We start from the raw sequence: 15509 nt of genomic DNA, 5'->3' as shown, positions 1-15509 counted from the left end.
CGCTTTGGGAGCTATTGGGAGGCGGCGGCCATTATTTGACGGCCACAGGGCAGGCCGGGAGGAAGCATAGCAGGTGAATCTCAAACAGCTATCGGAATTGCTGGGGCTTTCGCAGACGACTGTGAGCCGCGCGCTCAACGGTTATCCCGAGGTCAACGAGGCGACCCGGGAACGCGTGCTCCGGGCAGTCAAGGAAACAGGATACCGGCCGAATAAGGCAGCCCAGCGGCTGGCGACTGGCAAAGCCGGGTCGATCGGCCTCGTCATGCCGACCGCGCCCGGCCATCAGTCGGACGTGCATTTCGGCGAGTTCCTGACAGGCCTCGGCGAGGAAGCGGTGCGCCATGACTTTCACTTCGTCATCATGCCGGCGGACCCGGACGATGAGGTCGCAGCACTGCGGCGCCTCGCGATCAGCGGCAATGTGGATGCACTCTTCGTAGCCTATATGCGCGGCCACGACCCGCGTCTCGCCATGCTGAAGTCGCTCTCCATGCCCTTCGTGGTGCATGGACGTTCCTTCGGTACCGAGCCCGACTATCCTTATCTCGATATCGACAACGAGGCCGCTTTCTACGATGCGGCGCGGCTTCTCCTGCAGCTCGGCCACACGCGTTTTGCGCTGATGAACGGGCCGGCGCATCTCGATTTCGCCATTCGCCGCAGGAACGGCCTCATTGGCGCACTTGGCGAACGCGGGCTGGAGCTTACGGAAGAATGTACGAGTCATACTGTGATGTCGGATGAAGAAGGGCTGATCGCCATGGAGCGTTTCCTGCAGCTTGCCGAGCGGCCGACCGCAGTTCTATGCTCAAGTACGGTGCTTGCGCTAGGCGCGATCCGGGCCGTCAATCAGGCCGGACTAAAACTTGGTGAGGATATCTCGCTAATCGCCCACGACGACGTGCTGCCGCTGCTGAAGCCCGAAAACTTCTCGGTGCCGCTGACAACCACCCGGTCGTCACTGCGCGCTGCGGGCGTGCGTATTGCGCAACGGCTCATCGGCACGGTCAAGCAGGCTGGCCCCTTCCCGGAGCAGGAACTCTGGAAGACGGAGCTGATCGTCAGGGCCTCAACAGGCCCTGCCCCGCAAAGCTGATCAGAATGCCGGCGGCGTCAGTCCTGCCGAGCGATGGGCGGCAATCACCGTATTGGCCATCAGCATGGCGATCGTCATCGGGCCGACGCCACCCGGCACCGGGGTGATGACGGCGGCAACCGGGGCGACCTCGGCAAAGGCGACATCGCCGACGAGGCGGGTCTTGCCCTCGCCGCGTTCGGGGGCCGCGATGCGGTTGATGCCGACGTCGACGACGGTGGCGCCGGGCTTGACCCAGTCGGCCTTGACCATTTCCGGCCGGCCGACGGCCGCCACCAGAATATCGGCATTGCGGCAGATGTCGGCCAGGTTCTTCGTGCGCGAATGGGCGATGGTGACCGTCGCATTGGCATTGAGCAGAAGCTGCGCCATCGGCTTGCCGAACAGGTTGGAGCGACCGATGACGACAGCGTTGAGGCCCGATAGGTCCTCGCCATGGGTGCGGCGCACGAACACCATGGCGCCGGCCGGCGTGCAGGAGACGAGGCCGGTCTTCAGATCGCCGGTCGCAAGCTTGCCGGCATTGACGACGCTCAGGCCGTCGACATCCTTTTGCGGCAGGATCGACTGGATGATCGGCTCGCTGTCGAGATGTTTCGGCAACGGCAGCTGCACGAGAATGCCATGGATCGAGGGATCGGTATTAAGCGACGCGACAAGGGCTGCAAGCTCCTCCTGGCTGGTCTCACCTGGCAGCGTGTGCTGGACGGACTTGAAGCCGCATTCCTTGGCCATGCGGCTCTTGGAGCTGACATAGGTGTGGCTCGCCGGATCATCGCCGACGATGATGACGGCAAGCCCCGTCTGGATGCCTTTGGCGGCCTCCAGCGCAGCATTTGCCGATTTCACGGTTTCGATTACGGAAGCGGCAACCTGCTTGCCGTCGATTACTGTCGTCACGCGTCTTCTCCGCCCAATTTCGCGCCAGTCTATTCGCCCGCGGCAGGAATGATTTCCCGATAACGCCCTATCCCGTTTAAAAACGGCAAATGCAAGGGCAATCTGCGGTCGGGACGTTCGCTTACCGTGAAGTCTGGTGAGCGTGAAAGCGATCGCGCAAACTGGCGATCTGCGAGCGCAGCACATCAACTTCGTCAACTGCCTGCGGGAGCGGCGCCCGCTCTGGACCCTGCACAAGTTCGGGCACAGGGGCGAGGATTGGAGCTTGGATGGAAACTTGGAGCGGCGCCTGTTCGGGCTGCCGGCGGAGGAGACGCGACAAGTAAGTGAGGCCGAGGCCCACCGCCAAACCGGCAAGGCCACCAATCAGCGAATGGATACCGAAACCGTCGTCGCCGGAAGCCGGCAGCGCGAGGGCGGGTTTGCGAACCGTGACTCGGCCATCGCCGATGGCACCTGTCGTGGAGACCTCCTCTTCCAGGCGCGAGCGGGCGGCAGACGCTTTTTCCCGCAGTTCGGTCAGCTTGGCGAGATCGACGCCGGTATCACGGCTCTGGGCAATGAGCGCGTTGCGACGATCGCTAATCTGCTTGCGCGCATCGACGGCAGTCTTGGCTGCTGCATATGCGTTCTGGGCGAGGCGCGCCAGCTCCTTGCCGATGTTGTCCTTCAGACCATCGACCTCGGACTGCTGTTGGAGCAGGCGCGGATGGCGTGGGCCTAGGTCTGCCGAGAGCTGTGCCAATGCGGTCTTGGCGATTGCGTATCTGTCACGCAAATCCTGCAGGGCGGGCGAGATCATATCTGGAGCGAGCGAGCCGTCCAGCACGTCCGCGAGCTTGGCGGCCTTCAGTCTGTCGGCTTGCTCCTTGGCGGTCAGGATATTGTCGTCGGCATTCTTCAGATCGGCATCGAGCCCGGTGATCTGGCGCTGCAGTTGCGTCGCAACCTTGACGTTGCCCTCCCCGTTTTTCTGACTGAAGGCCGTGAGCTCTGCCTGAGCCTGATCATTTTCCTTCCTCAGGGCGGTGGCCGTCTCGGCCGCCTTGCCTGCGGCGCTGCCGCCGGTCACGGTATCGGACAACCGCATGGCGATACGCGTCGACTTGTCGGCATCGCCCGTCGTTACCATCAGACGGATCGTGCCGGTGCGGTCGTCGGGAATAACCGCCACGGCAGATTTCAGCGCGGCCTCTGCGCGCGATGCCGGATCGGCGGCTGCACCATTGCCGGAGAGCAGATCGAAGGCAACACCAAGCGCATCGGCGCTGCTGCCGGCAAATTCCGGATCGCGGTCCAGCTTCAGTGCCGTAACGGCAGAGGCGATGACAGGTACCGATGAGAGCCTTTTGACGGTATCGCCAACCAGGGCGGTCCGGTTGCCTGCGTCTGCATCCACGGCAAGTGTCGCCTCTGCGGTGTAAAGCGCTGGTGAGGATGGGGTCAGGATGGGGGCGGCAGCACCGCCGAACGAGAGGACAGCCACTATGAGAGCGCTTCTGATCCAGTTCGGGAGCCGAACTTCGCGCGAAACCGTCGAAATGGACGCTTTTTCAACGGGAGCGACTTCGCGAACCCGGGCGAATTGCGTCGTTGGCTCCGGCGCAGGGCGAGAGGGTTCAGGAGCGGGCGCGGCGGCGATATCGTTTGCAGCCTGCAGACGCGAGCCGAGGATCGTCTCGATCCGGTCCACCAGCGGTTCAGTCAGCCGCGTTTTCGCACGCTGTTCGTCGAGCAGCCGGCCTATGGCGCGCAACAGTTCGGCCTCGGAAGGGCGCATCTCCGGCGGAGGGCTTTTTCCGGGCGGAGGGCTCTTTTCGGCATGACTTTGCCGCTGGCCGCGCGACGAGGTGTTTGCGCGATCATGGAAACTGTTTTTCGCCCTGGAATCGTGCATTGGCGTCACATCTCACGCGCATGATGGCCGAGTTCGTTCAACCGCGCCGACGCGGATGATTAAGCTACTCTAAATATACATGGCAAAGAAATGGTTAACCGGAGCCTGCAGAAATCTGTAATCAACCGGCTTTTTTCGTCTGCTCGATTCTCTTCGGTTCGCCCGCAGCGTGCGCCGCAGCCGCCGGTTCATCCGGCTGACCAAGAATCCGCGCATGGCGGCTGAAGCGATACTGGAACACGCGGAAGAGGAAGACCGGAATACCGATGATATAGCGGCGCCAGAGGCGCGCCGGCTCCTGAACTAGCCGATAGGCCCATTCCAGACGCATCATGCGCACCGTCTTCGGTGCGCGTGGCACAGTGCCCGAGACGAAATCGAAAAGTGCACCGACCGTCAGAACGAGCCGCGCATGATCCGCGCGGATATTCTGGTAAACCCATTTTTCCTGCAGCGGCGTGCCCATGCCGACGATCAGGATATCGAGTTTCTGGCGCTCCACCTCGTCGGTAACGGCTTCTGGATTGGCCTTGTCGAAGAAGCCATCGGAGATCACGAAGAACTCGTGCCACGGCGCGTGCCTGGAAAAGTTCTCGGCCGCCTTCTCGACAACCGCCCGTGTGCCACCAATGAGGCCGATACGACGCGGCGTTTCCATGAACGTCAGGAGGGCCGGCACGAAATCGGTGCCGTTCAGATTGGCGGGAAACGGCGAACCATGCGTGACCTGGGATGCGATATTGAGACCGATGCCATCAGGCAGCACGAGGTTGTGCGACATGATCTGATGGTACTCATCGTCGCGCAGGGCCGTCAGCATGTTGTGGGCGTTGACGAAGCAAACCACGGTCTGCCCGACGGGAATGGAAGCCAGTTCGTTGATGAAAACCAGCGCATCGTCCCAGCCGAGATCGCAGACCGGCAGATCGAAAATCGTCCGCCGCGATGCAAGCACCGCGAAGTTTGCAATCAGATTCATTCCTACCTCCTGCCGAGGGTGCGCCATGCGCCCGACATCCCGGAAAATAAGCCCACATTTCCGCAGCGGAGGTCTTGTAAAGACCAGCAGCGTCCTGCCCGGAACGACCTCCTCCAACCCGTGGCGGTATCTTCCCAAGCTTGTGCCGTGTTTGTATCAGTTCGGTTTCAAACAACCCTTAGGAAAAAGGGGCGGATTTTCATACTCGCATAAGTGGTTTGTTAACCAAGGCGAGAACGCAAAAACGGCGCCTTTCGGCGCCGTTTTCAAATAACTGCAGATGGTAATCAGTGAGCAGAGGGCGGAGCCGGCGTTTCGGAAGCCGGCGCGGTCTCGACGATCTTGACCGGCGCGCCGACCTTTGCCGGTTTGCCGCCGGCGGTCTCCTTCACATCTTCCTTCGGGAGGTAGTCAAGCTGTTCCAGCATGACTTCGGCAACATATTCGCCGCCGAGACGCTCGTTCATGCCCTTCTTGATCTCCTGGCGGAAAGCACCGGGATCGAAGGCCTTGATGTTGGAAACATCGATCATCTTGTTGCCGACGAGCAGGCTGAAGAGTTCGTCGGTCGTCATCTCCATGATCGGCAGATTGAGGCCCGCGATCATGTCCTTGTGCATCATGAAGGAGATGCGGCCGAGAAAATAACCGTTGACCGCACCGTTGCCGATAACAGGTACGGTGATCGTCTCGCCCTTCACCAGCTCGAGTGCGCTTTGTTTAGTATCCGCAACAGCCGGCGCCGGCGCGGTTGCCATGTTCACCGAGAAATAGACCGATGCCAGCGTGACGGCGCAGACCCAAACACCTGTGAGGACGAGCTTGATCATCAGGCGTCCCGCGCGACAAACTGTTCCTGGGAATAGGTGCCATCGGCGTCAGCATCCTGCACGGCATTCTTTAGAAGATCGGCAACGGCGCGAACCGCCTCCAGATGCGCTTCGACGCGACGGGCGTTCAACACCAGCTTCTTCTTGAGACCGTGAAGCTGGTCCAGATGCGAAGCGGCAAGTTCGGCCGGATCGGTATCGCGAAAGAGCATCGAGAGCTCATACAGGCACCGGCTCTTATGCGCATTGGAGACCTTGAGATCGAACTGCGGATCGCTGCCGATCCGATTGTTCTCGTTGTCGATTATCATTTCGAGGCGCCCGAGAACGGATTTGATCCTGTATTCGTTCGAAACTATTTCCATTTTATCCTCGATTATGCGTCGCTTGTTGCGGACTTATTGTCGGCAGTCGGAGTGCCGAAGGTCTTGCGCTGAAAATCGTCGATCATGCTGATGGCCGCCTTGCGGTCGTCTTCATCCGTGGAGGCGTTGACGATCTTGCCTTCCTGGCGACGCAACTGCTCGGAATACATCTGCTTGGCAATGCCGATGCCATCGCCCTTGGCCATGACGTTGCCGAGTTGCTCGGCCATCATGCCCTTCCAGATGTCACCCGTCGCGCCCTTGCCGAAGACATTCTCGGCATCGCTCGGCAGCATGGACTTCACAAAGTTCTGCAGAACCATAGCCTCGAACTTCCGGTAGGTTTCCGGCACGTCCTCGGTCTTGGTACGGTTCTGGATATTGTGCAGGCCAGTCTTCTGCTTGACGTGGTCGAGAATGTCGACTGCGGAAGAAAAGCCGTTACCGCTGTCGGCCAGGCTTGTCGCAGCAAAGGCCGCGCGGTTGGCCTTCAGTTTTTCCTGGGCAGCCTGAACCTCCATGGGGTCGGCAGCCTTCACGACGTCCATCACCAGATCGCTGGGGGGTGAAATAGCCACGTTACAATCCTCTAATGTAAGATCGTGGCGATTATTATTTTTGAAGCTTGCTGGAGGCTGGCGTTGCGAATTGCTGATCGATTACGTCGTAGACAGCGTTGTCATCTGCCTCGCGACGCTCAGCCTGGAGGGCATCGAGCATGTTTTCTTCCAGCCGGTCACCTTTGGCGCGCTCGCGCGTCAGGCGCATTTCATGCACCTGCTGCATGCCGGTCAACTGCTGGTCCTTGATGCTCAGCCGGCCGAATCGGTCGGCATAACTCTGCGAAAAAGCACGATGGATCGGGTCCAGCGAGCCGAGCGCAAGAATGGCGACATCCATGGCTGCATTGACCTCAGCACGCTGACGGCTGGTTTCGGCGAGATCGTATTCGGCCATCTTTTCAAGATGCCGCTGCACCGCGACCAGGCGCTTGAGCTTGTCGGAGCGCTTCTTCTCGATCACCGCCCCTCACCTCCCCACGAATATTGCGGCGAAGGATTGGCCGAACTGGCTGATCATTGCAGCGATCGAGAAATAGAGCAGGAAGAGGCCGCCCATCAGCAGATAAGGCGTGGAGATGAAGTAGACTGGAATCTGCGGCGCGAGCTTGTTGATGAAGCCGATCGAGATGTTGAAGATCAGCCCGTAAATCAGATAGGGGCTCGCCAGCCGCAGCATGATGTAGGTGGTCTGCTCCAGCGTATCAGTGAAGGTGATGAGCGTGGAACGCATCTGCATCAAGCCGCCGAAGGGCATGGTCGTATAGGAATCGATCAGCGCGCGGAAAACGATGTGATGGAAGTCCATGATGAAGAGAACCATCAGACCGGTCATAGTGATGAAGGCCGTCAGGCTGATTTCGGCCGAGTCTTCGACGATATCACTCGTGCTCGGCTGCGTGTAGCCGACCATCATGGACACGATCGAGGCCGAAAATTGCAGCCCGAGCGTATAGAGGCGGGCAAGCATGCCGTACATAACACCGATCAGCGATTCGCTGAAAATCAGGCCGATATAAGTCCCGGAACTGGTGTGAACGGAAGGATAGACCGTGTCCCAGAGCACCGGCAGCACCGCAAGCGAAAGTCCGGCTGCGATGAAGACGCGCAATTGCTCCGGCACACGGGCGGAAGAGAAACCCGGAAGGGTCAGCACACAGCCACCGATCCGGCAGAAAACCAGAAACAGCGCCAGAACTGTCCCTTGCGGGTCTGAAATCATGAAATCGAGCCCAAGATCTTGATTTCGATGCCCTTGGCCAGTTCCACATGCGAGAGAACGGGAAGCGTTGCGAAGAGTCGCTCGATGATCATGCGGACATATGAGCGTGTTTCCGGTGAGGTGACAAGGGCGAAAGGCAGGCCCCTGTCCATGAATTCACGGATAACTTTCGTCGCCTGTTCGCTGAACTCTTCGAGCGTGCGGGGATCGATGTCGAATTCGACGACTTCGCCCTTGGCATCACGCTTGAGAGCCTGATGGAAGGCCAGATCCCACTTGCTGCCGAGCCGCAGCACGCGCAGCACGCCATTGTCGGCAAGGTCGCCGCAGAGCTGCTGAGCCATGCGGATGCGGACGTGCTCGACGATCTGCTCCGTCTTCCTGACATGCGGGGCGAGTTCGGCGACCGCTTCCAGAATGAGGTGCAGGTTGCGGATCGAGACGCGCTCCGCAAGAAGCAGCTTCAGCACCGCCTGCAGGCCCGAATAGGACATGTGGGACGAGCAGATCTCATCGGCGAGCTTCTTGTATTCGGGGTCGAGACGATCGATCAGGATCTTCACGTCCTTGTAGGACAGAAGCTGCGGCAGGTTGTTTCTGATAACCTCGCTCATATGCGTCAGCACAACCGAGACGTTGTCGATCGGCTGGAAGCCTTCGCGCTTCAAATCTTCGGCGAAGTTTTCGAGGATCGAAACTGCCGGCATGCCGAAAGCGGGTTCGCGGATTTCGTCACCCGGAATGCTCGGCTTGCGACCGGCCCCCGTGACGACGAGGACTTCGCCGACACGCAGCAGGTTCGAGGCGACTGTCGTGCCGTGAATGCGGATCTGATACGACTTCTCGGGGATGCCGATATCGTCCGTCACCTTGATTTCCGGCACGACGAAACCATACTGGGTCGCAAACTTCTTGCGCATCTTGCCGACGCGGAAGGCGAGTTCCTGATGGGCGCCAAGCAGACGGGTCGAAACCATCTTGCCGAGAGCAAGCTCGATTTCAGAGGTGCGGAGAACCGACTTGACCGAATCCTTTTCGAGCTCCTTGGTCTGGACGACCTTCTTTTCCTCGGCTTCGCGGCGGATCTTGTTTTCCGCTTCGACCTGACGCGGGATGAACCATGCGCCGAAGGCGAGAAGACTGCCGAGGATCACGAAGGGGACAAACGGCAGACCCGGCATCAGGGCCAGGACGAACATCAGCACGGCCGAGACGGAGAGCGCGCGGGGATAGCCGCTCAGCTGATTGACGACCGCCTGGTCGGTGGAGCCGGTGGTGCCGCCGCGCGAAACGAGAAGGCCGGCGGCGAGCGAGACTATGAGAGCCGGCATCTGCGAGACAAGACCATCACCGACCGACAGCTTGACGAAAACGTCAGCCGCTTCGCCAATCGGCATGCCGTGACGGAAATAGCCGATAATGATGCCACCAAAGACGTTGATGGCGGTAATCAGAAGGCCTGCGACCGCGTCACCGCGAACGAATTTCGACGCACCGTCCATGGCCCCGAAGAAGGAGCTTTCTTCTTCCAGTTCCTTGCGGCGGCGCTGGGCTTCCTTCTCGTCGATAATGCCGGCCGAGAGGTCGGCATCGATAGACATCTGCTTGCCGGGGATGGCGTCCAAGGTGAAACGCGCGCCGACTTCCGCGATACGCGTCGCACCCTTGGTGATGACGATGAAGTTGATGGTGATGAGGATCAGGAAGACGATCAGACCGATAACGAAGTCACCGGACATGACCAGGCTTGCAAAACCGGCAATGACGCCCCCTGCAGCATCATGCCCCTCGTTGCCATGAGAAAGGATGACGCGCGTCGTCGCGATGTTCAGCGCCAGCCGCGTCATCGTCGCGATCAGCAAGATGGTTGGGAAGGACGAGAAATCGAGAGGCTTCTGAATCCACAGCGCGACCATGAGGATCAGCACCGAGAAGGCGATCGAGAATGCCAGTCCCATATCGATCAGGAACGGCGGGATCGGCAGGAAGAGGATGCAGATGATGCCGATGATGCCCATGGCAAAGCCGACATCACGTAGGCTCGGAGCGACTTTCGGAAGGGGTAGTGCAGGAGGTTGCGCCATAGCGATTCCGTCTCTTCATGAGAGGAGGCGGACATCAGAATCCGCCCAGTTCGGATCGACAGTTAAATGGCGAAGCTTGCGCGAAGTTGGCTCAGAAGCCGGACTGGATGCGCGAGAATACCAGATTGGTGAAAATGGAAACCTGGGAGCCCACGAAGGGGGCGGAAATACCGATCGTGACCAGCACGGCGACGATCTTCGGGACGAAGGTGAGCGTCGCCTCCTGAACCTGGGTGAGCGCCTGGATAAGCGCGATCACGAGACCGACGACCATTGCCGCAATGACCGCAGGACCCGCGGCAATAAGAACGGTCCAGATCGCAGCCTGGAACAGGTCGAGTGCATCAGCTTCATTCATCCTCAGGCAACCTCATATCGCCTTGAAAGCAGCCAGCCCGCCCTTAACCGGACTGGTATTTTCAGGTATCATCCAAACGCAAGAGCGCCAGGCCCCGACGTCGGCGCCGTCGTCACTTCAGGTATCATCCGAACCGCTATCGTCGCCCGAAGTGTTGGTCGGCGCCGAATCGGCAAGGGAGATGCCCGGCTGGATAAGAATTTTACCGCCATTGTCCAGCGTTGCAATGAGGCCGTCGGAATAAACCTTGACAGATTCGACCGTACCCTTGGTGCTGCCGTCGGCGCTTTCCATGTATTTGCCGATATAACCGCTCGCCTGGGTCAGGCTGGAGCTCGTCAACAGCGTGTCGAGCTTCGAGTTCGTCTGGATCGTCTGCTCGACCTGCGAGAAGCTCGCAAGCTGCGACATCTGCTCGCTGGCATCCATCGGATCGGTCGGATCCTGATTCTTCAACTGCGCGATCAGCAGCTGAAGGAAGTTGTCGTAGTTCAGCGTCGCCTTCTGCTGCGCGGTATTGGACGAGCCATACGTGCTGCTGCCACCGCCTACGCTCTGGGTTCCGTCTACCGCCATGGTGCGATCTCCCTGCGAATCTGCTCGACCATGGTCGGGGGCAGCTCGTGATTGTTGAGAATGCTGTCTTCGATCGCGTAGAGACCGCGGATCGCCTTCAGCGCGTCAAAGGCGCGACCGGTCGAAACGAGTGCGTCGATACGCTTCAGTTCGGCGAGGATTTCCTCGTTCTTGAAGCACGTGAGCAGCATCGTGATCGACTTGCGGAACATCGCCGTCGAATGTTCCTTGCCCTCGGGATTGATGAGGATCATCTGGGCAATGAAGTAGAGCTGGCGAAGCGGCGTAGTCGCGCCTTCCGGCTGCAGCACGTGGTTTTCGAGAAGGAACGTCACATCATTCAGGAATTCCAGTGCGACCTTACGGTCGACACGCAGGACAGCGCCGTTGATGAAGATTCTTTCCCCGGCTTTCAGAGAAATGCGAAGTGTACTTTTCATTTAAGTCCATCCCTGATGATGGTGGTAACGTCGATGATGCCCTGGTAGTTATTCGACTGACGTTTTCTAATTCTGTCGCATTCCTTCAATATCCAGATCGCAATCGAGATGAGGTTCGCCCTGAGCTCGACTTCCAACTGGTTGTCGGGATGTTTCAAATCCTCAACGAAGCTGATCCACACTCTGCGTGTATAGAAGAGAGCTTCAATAGCCTCCCGGGTATACTTCTCCTTGTCGCGCGCCACCGAAAGCAGTTCGATCGAACGTTCGAGAACCTGCCATTCCCGCTCTTTCGCGTCGGCAACCGAGTCTTGCATGACCTCGGCATACGAGAACTGATACATTCATGCATCCTTCTTTATATTGCGCGCCTTTGCTCATCAAAGGTAGTTCACGAGACTCAACTGCTGGATCTTCGATACGATCGTGTAGGCGGTTTCGAGTTGGGTTTCCAAAGTCTTGACAAGGGTCGAGGCCTCATAGGGATCGACGCCCTGGATATCGACGAGCTTGGTCTGCATGATGTTCGACTGGGCATCGAGGGCGTCGTTCGCTTTCTCGACACGCTCCTGCGACAGACCGAGCTGGCTCGCCTGGGTAACGATACCCGTGGTGGCTCTGGTCGTGTAGGTGATCGCCTTTGAAGAGACCGCGCTCATCGCGTCCGTGCTGAGATCCTGGCCCATCAGCGCGGAGGTCACTACCGTCGCCAGAGCGAAGTAACGCATGCCTTCGGAATTGGCACTGGTCGAGGATTCAACGACTTCCGAATTGCTGATACGGCTCGTCATGTTCTGGCTCGACGCCTTGGACCAGCCGGTCGTCGGGTCCGTCCAGGCCGCTTCGCTGAACATCGGCTCGACCTTGGTCTCGATGAAGGTCTTCATCTCATCGCTGGTGATCTCCTTCACCGGCTTGCCGAGAGTCACAGCATAGGCGTTCAGCTCGGTAACGATCGCTGCAGACGTTGCCGTCGTCTTGTCGGTCAATGGCTGGATGTCGGTGTTGATGCCGGCGAAGAGATACTCGCCATTCACCATGGAATTCGACGTATCCATCATCGTGGAAAGCGCGCTCGTGGCCGACTGGATTGCGACCGTGATGCTGCCCGGATCATGGCTGCTCTGCAGAGCGGTCAGCTTGGACAGGAAGCTGTCGCCCGCCTTCTTCATTTTATCGAGCCCGGTTTGAGCCGATTCCATGCGAGCATCAACGAGAGCGTTGCTCAGCTTGATCGATTTGATCCGGTCGACTTCGCGCGTAAAATCGATGCTCTTGGCTGCGTAACCGCCAAGCGACACACCAATATCGGCGTAGGTGCCGGTGGTCGCTTCCATCGTCGCCTTCGTCATCTGGTTCTGCGCCTGGCGGATCGTCAACCGCATGGCATTCTGGATGGCCGAACTTGAAATAAATGAGCTCTTCATGGCTTAACTCGCAATATCCAGCAGTGCTTTCAACATTTCGTCAACGGCATTCAAAATCTTGGTCGCCGCCTTATAGGACTGCTCTATGTCGAGAAGGAGCGTCAGTTCCTCATCGAGGTTGACGCCCGTTTCATTGGAATAAGCTTCATCGGTTCGCGCTGCGGCCGCCGAAGTGTTTTCCGCTGCGGTCGTCGCGTTGCTGCGGTTCTGCTCAAGCCAGCCGAGGGAATTGGTGGCATAGGTCAGAATGCTGACATTCGAGTCGAGACCCGTCGTCGGATCGAACGCGATCCCTGAATCCATCGCCGTATAAAGACGATCGAGTTCCGCAGTATAACCGCTCGAACCCGTCGGGTTCGCAGGCGTGCTGGCCGCATTGATGCTACCGTCGCGCAGCCGCATCGGATCCCCGCCCTTGGAGGTAACGACACGATCATTGATCGCAATCGTCCCCGCAATGCCGTCGATCACCGTACCGGCAGGAGGAACACCGCCAGCAGTGCCGTTCGCCTGAGTCCAGACGAAGAGGCCGGGATTGCCGTCTTCCTGATAGAGGTTGACCAGACCGCGGGCGACTTCATCGAGCTGGCTCTGGAAGGTCGGCGCGATGTCGTCACGGATCTGCAGGAGCGAGGCCATGCTGCCTTGCGCATTGGTCGTCGAACCCGATCCCATATTGACCGCGACACCGTCGATATAGACCTTGTTGCCAACTGTGCTTGCCGCATAGGACTGCGTCGGCTCGAAGCTCACCGCGCGCGGGATCGTCTCGAACAGGGTCGTGCCGTCAGCAGTGTAGAGCGCCATATCGTTGTTGGGGCGCTGTACTGTCGACACGCCAACGATCTGGGAAATCTGCTTGAGAACCTTTTCGCGCTCATCGAGAGCGCTCGAAGGATCTTCGTTGCCGGCCGTCGCCTTCTTGACGGCATTGTTGGCCGTCTCGAACTGCTTGAGCAGGCTGTTCAGCGAGTCGACCTGGTTCTTGATCTGCTTGTCGGCATCGGCGCGCTGCTGCTGCACTGCCTTGGAAGCATTGTTCAGCGACGTCACAACATCCTGTGCCGCCGTGATCGCACCCTGGGCGGCGATCAGATCGCCGGGGGTAGCGCGGAAGGTTCCAAGCTTGTCGCGGAAGGTGCGGAGAGCAGTTTCTGGCGACGTTTCGTTATCGTTGCCGCCCATGATCGATTTCAGATCTTCAAGGCCGCCCAGCAGAGTCTGCTGGGCGCTGTCCTGTGAGGCCGCCTTGAGATACTGTTTCAGCAGTGCATCTTCCTGCGCGCGGCTGATCTTGACCACCTGAGCGCCACCCAGCGAGGTGGAGAGCATCGCCTGCCGGCGCACATAGTCCTTGTTGCCGGCGTTCGAGATATTGTTCGATACGATGCTGCTCTGCGCGCCCGTATTGTTGAATATGCTCTGCGCGGTGTTAAGTGCTGAAGTGAGCGACATGGCTTACCCGCTACCCTTATTAACGCTTGAGGTTGACGAGAACGTCCATGAGATCGGAACCCGTCTGGAACACCTTGGAGTTGGCGGTGTAGCTGCGCTGGGATTCGATCATTTCGGTCAGCTCACCGGCGAGGTCGACGTTCGAGCCTTCGAGGGCGCCCGACTGAATCTTGCCGAAGCCGCTGGTCTGCGGGAAACCGGTGACAGTCACGCCCGACTTGCCGTTGGCGGAGTAAACGTTCCCCGACATCAGCGTCAGCAGGTCCGGGCTTGGAACGTTGGCGAGCGGAATCTGGAAGACCGGCTTGGTGCTGCCATCGTCATACTTGGAGTAGACGATACCGTCGGCATCGATTGTGATATCGACCGGCGAATTCGCGCCCTGTCCGTCGACATTACCCGAACCCGAGAAATTGTCGCCGACCTGGGAGAGATCGAGCTTCATGCTGATGGTGAGGCCCGTCGTCGGATCGACGATGTTTGTCGTCGACGGAGCCGCCGGGACCGTCATCTGACCTTTGTCGTTGAACTGGATAGTGGTGACATTGACCGCCGCCGAGGAATAGGGGAACGAGCTGGTGCCCGTCGTCGCCTTATCGGCATTGCGGTAGACCGCCATTTCCCACTGGGTCGTGCCCGCTGCGGGATCGGGAACCCTCGTATAGTAGATGTCGTACATCACCTTGCTGCCGAGCTTGTCATAGGTGACTATCGAATACTTCTGCGTGTCCGTGGTCGCCGTAGCGGCGTTTGCGCTTGGCAGGTTGGCCGGAACCGTCACAATCTTTGCGCCGGGCTTCAGGTTGCCGGTCCATGTACCGTTCGCAGTCGGAACCGCTTCCAGCTTCTGGTCGCCGAGAACGTTGATCGGAACGAGGCCGTCAAAGCCGTTGACGACGACGGCCGGAGCCGAAGCGCCCCACGGATAGCCCATCAGCGTGAAGCCGGCCGAGTTGACGAGGTTGCCGTTGTCGTCCTTGGTGAAGTCGCCGGCGCGCGTCAGGACCGGAACGTTATCGGCACCCTGAACGATGAAGAAGCCGTCGCCGGAAATGGCGAGGTCGTAGCCCGAGGTCGTGTAGGAGATATCACCCTGGTCGGAAACGGCCTGGCGAACCGTCGTTGAAACACCGCCCGAGTTGTAGTTGCCGGCGCCTGATGGCAGGACCAGCGACGAGAACGCGGTCGAAACAGCTTTGTAACCGGTGGTGTTAACGTTCGCGATGTTATCGGAGACGGTGCTGAGGCGGTTTGCCTGCGCGTTCATCCCCGATACTGCCGTCTTCATGCTGCCGAAAATGCTCATCTGAAAACCTC

The 15509-nt window shown here is 59.2% G+C and carries 17 protein-coding genes; 1 reads left to right on the top strand and 16 read right to left on the bottom strand.

The genetic code is table 11. The annotated features are described in order from the left end of the window. Window positions 1–73: 73 nt before the first annotated feature. The gene (locus tag ACK9YZ_RS01825) at window positions 74–1099 is read left to right on the top strand and encodes a LacI family DNA-binding transcriptional regulator (protein ID WP_416065473.1); all 1026 of its coding nucleotides are present in this window, start codon (window positions 74–76) and stop codon (window positions 1097–1099) included. Here the strand turns inward: ACK9YZ_RS01825 and folD are convergent, their stop codons facing one another. The 16 genes from folD to ACK9YZ_RS01745 all read right to left on the bottom strand — a co-directional run bounded on the left by folD (window position 1100) and on the right by ACK9YZ_RS01745 (window position 15498). After that, on the bottom strand, window positions 1100–1999 hold the full coding sequence (gene folD, locus ACK9YZ_RS01820) for a bifunctional methylenetetrahydrofolate dehydrogenase/methenyltetrahydrofolate cyclohydrolase FolD (protein ID WP_416065472.1): 900 nt from the start codon (window positions 1997–1999) through the stop codon (window positions 1100–1102). Window positions 2000–2120: 121 nt separating this feature from the next. Then, window positions 2121–3896 carry a succinoglycan biosynthesis protein exop gene (locus tag ACK9YZ_RS01815; protein ID WP_416065471.1) on the bottom strand — a complete coding sequence of 592 codons (1776 nt, stop codon included), beginning with the start codon at window positions 3894–3896 and terminating at the stop codon, window positions 2121–2123. A 121-nt stretch (window positions 3897–4017) separates the two neighbouring features. Further along, window positions 4018–4875, bottom strand: coding sequence for a WecB/TagA/CpsF family glycosyltransferase (locus ACK9YZ_RS01810; protein ID WP_416065470.1), 858 nt, complete (start codon window positions 4873–4875; stop codon window positions 4018–4020). A gap of 287 nt (window positions 4876–5162) precedes the next feature. After that, entirely contained in the window at window positions 5163–5705 is a 543-nt protein-coding gene (locus tag ACK9YZ_RS01805; RefSeq protein ID WP_416065469.1) for a hypothetical protein, read from the bottom strand. Then, window positions 5705–6070 (bottom strand): hypothetical protein, encoded by a 366-nt coding sequence (locus tag ACK9YZ_RS01800; RefSeq protein ID WP_216757052.1) that lies wholly within the window; start codon window positions 6068–6070, stop codon window positions 5705–5707. The genes ACK9YZ_RS01805 and ACK9YZ_RS01800 overlap by 1 nt, the downstream gene beginning before the upstream one ends. A gap of 11 nt (window positions 6071–6081) precedes the next feature. Next, entirely contained in the window at window positions 6082–6648 is a 567-nt protein-coding gene (locus ACK9YZ_RS01795; RefSeq protein WP_416065468.1) for a rod-binding protein, read from the bottom strand. 34 nt (window positions 6649–6682) lie between these two features. Beyond that, on the bottom strand, window positions 6683–7093 hold the full coding sequence (locus tag ACK9YZ_RS01790) for a hypothetical protein (protein ID WP_183728627.1): 411 nt from the start codon (window positions 7091–7093) through the stop codon (window positions 6683–6685). Between the two features lie 6 nt (window positions 7094–7099). Beyond that, window positions 7100–7852 (bottom strand): flagellar biosynthetic protein FliR, encoded by a 753-nt coding sequence (locus ACK9YZ_RS01785; RefSeq protein ID WP_416065467.1) that lies wholly within the window; start codon window positions 7850–7852, stop codon window positions 7100–7102. Continuing rightward, on the bottom strand, window positions 7849–9936 hold the full coding sequence (gene flhA, locus ACK9YZ_RS01780; RefSeq protein ID WP_216757049.1) for a flagellar biosynthesis protein FlhA: 2088 nt from the start codon (window positions 9934–9936) through the stop codon (window positions 7849–7851). The genes ACK9YZ_RS01785 and flhA overlap by 4 nt, the downstream gene beginning before the upstream one ends. Window positions 9937–10027: 91 nt before the next feature. Then, window positions 10028–10294 (bottom strand): flagellar biosynthesis protein FliQ, encoded by a 267-nt coding sequence (gene fliQ, locus ACK9YZ_RS01775; protein WP_183801896.1) that lies wholly within the window; start codon window positions 10292–10294, stop codon window positions 10028–10030. Window positions 10295–10411: 117 nt separating this feature from the next. Further along, complete coding sequence (gene flgD, locus ACK9YZ_RS01770) at window positions 10412–10870, bottom strand: flagellar hook assembly protein FlgD (RefSeq protein ID WP_216757048.1); 459 nt, start codon at window positions 10868–10870, stop codon at window positions 10412–10414. After that, window positions 10861–11310, bottom strand: coding sequence for a flagellar biosynthesis repressor FlbT (gene flbT, locus ACK9YZ_RS01765; RefSeq protein ID WP_132652630.1), 450 nt, complete (start codon window positions 11308–11310; stop codon window positions 10861–10863). The genes flgD and flbT overlap by 10 nt, the downstream gene beginning before the upstream one ends. Then, window positions 11307–11654 carry a flagellar biosynthesis regulator FlaF gene (gene flaF, locus ACK9YZ_RS01760; protein WP_216757047.1) on the bottom strand — a complete coding sequence of 116 codons (348 nt, stop codon included), beginning with the start codon at window positions 11652–11654 and terminating at the stop codon, window positions 11307–11309. The genes flbT and flaF overlap by 4 nt, the downstream gene beginning before the upstream one ends. A 36-nt stretch (window positions 11655–11690) precedes the next feature. Continuing rightward, window positions 11691–12737 carry a flagellar hook-associated family protein gene (locus ACK9YZ_RS01755; RefSeq protein WP_216757046.1) on the bottom strand — a complete coding sequence of 349 codons (1047 nt, stop codon included), beginning with the start codon at window positions 12735–12737 and terminating at the stop codon, window positions 11691–11693. A 3-nt stretch (window positions 12738–12740) separates the two neighbouring features. After that, window positions 12741–14192, bottom strand: coding sequence for a flagellar hook-associated protein FlgK (flgK, locus tag ACK9YZ_RS01750; protein WP_216757045.1), 1452 nt, complete (start codon window positions 14190–14192; stop codon window positions 12741–12743). Window positions 14193–14211: 19 nt separating this feature from the next. Then, window positions 14212–15498, bottom strand: coding sequence for a flagellar hook protein FlgE (locus tag ACK9YZ_RS01745; protein WP_216757044.1), 1287 nt, complete (start codon window positions 15496–15498; stop codon window positions 14212–14214). Window positions 15499–15509 lie beyond the last annotated feature (11 nt).

This window comes from Rhizobium sp. ZK1, from assembly GCF_047782645.1.
Taxonomy (GTDB): domain Bacteria; phylum Pseudomonadota; class Alphaproteobacteria; order Rhizobiales; family Rhizobiaceae; genus Rhizobium.
Note: the sequence above shows the minus strand (reverse complement) of the source record. Positions and strands in the feature narration are given on the sequence as shown.

Coding starts and splice junctions, on each gene's coding strand:
- fliQ (WP_183801896.1), bottom strand. CDS start 10,294: ATGAATGAAGCTGATGCACTCGACCTGTTCCAGGCTGCGATCTGGACC.
- flaF (WP_216757047.1), bottom strand. CDS start 11,654: ATGTATCAGTTCTCGTATGCCGAGGTCATGCAAGACTCGGTTGCCGAC.
- ACK9YZ_RS01755 (WP_216757046.1), bottom strand. CDS start 12,737: ATGAAGAGCTCATTTATTTCAAGTTCGGCCATCCAGAATGCCATGCGG.
- flhA (WP_216757049.1), bottom strand. CDS start 9,936: ATGGCGCAACCTCCTGCACTACCCCTTCCGAAAGTCGCTCCGAGCCTA.
- flgK (WP_216757045.1), bottom strand. CDS start 14,192: ATGTCGCTCACTTCAGCACTTAACACCGCGCAGAGCATATTCAACAAT.
- flgD (WP_216757048.1), bottom strand. CDS start 10,870: ATGGCGGTAGACGGAACCCAGAGCGTAGGCGGTGGCAGCAGCACGTAT.
- flbT (WP_132652630.1), bottom strand. CDS start 11,310: ATGAAAAGTACACTTCGCATTTCTCTGAAAGCCGGGGAAAGAATCTTC.
- ACK9YZ_RS01785 (WP_416065467.1), bottom strand. CDS start 7,852: ATGATTTCAGACCCGCAAGGGACAGTTCTGGCGCTGTTTCTGGTTTTC.
- ACK9YZ_RS01800 (WP_216757052.1), bottom strand. CDS start 6,070: ATGGAAATAGTTTCGAACGAATACAGGATCAAATCCGTTCTCGGGCGC.
- ACK9YZ_RS01745 (WP_216757044.1), bottom strand. CDS start 15,498: ATGAGCATTTTCGGCAGCATGAAGACGGCAGTATCGGGGATGAACGCG.
- ACK9YZ_RS01805 (WP_416065469.1), bottom strand. CDS start 5,705: ATGATCAAGCTCGTCCTCACAGGTGTTTGGGTCTGCGCCGTCACGCTG.
- ACK9YZ_RS01815 (WP_416065471.1), bottom strand. CDS start 3,896: ATGCACGATTCCAGGGCGAAAAACAGTTTCCATGATCGCGCAAACACC.
- ACK9YZ_RS01810 (WP_416065470.1), bottom strand. CDS start 4,875: ATGAATCTGATTGCAAACTTCGCGGTGCTTGCATCGCGGCGGACGATT.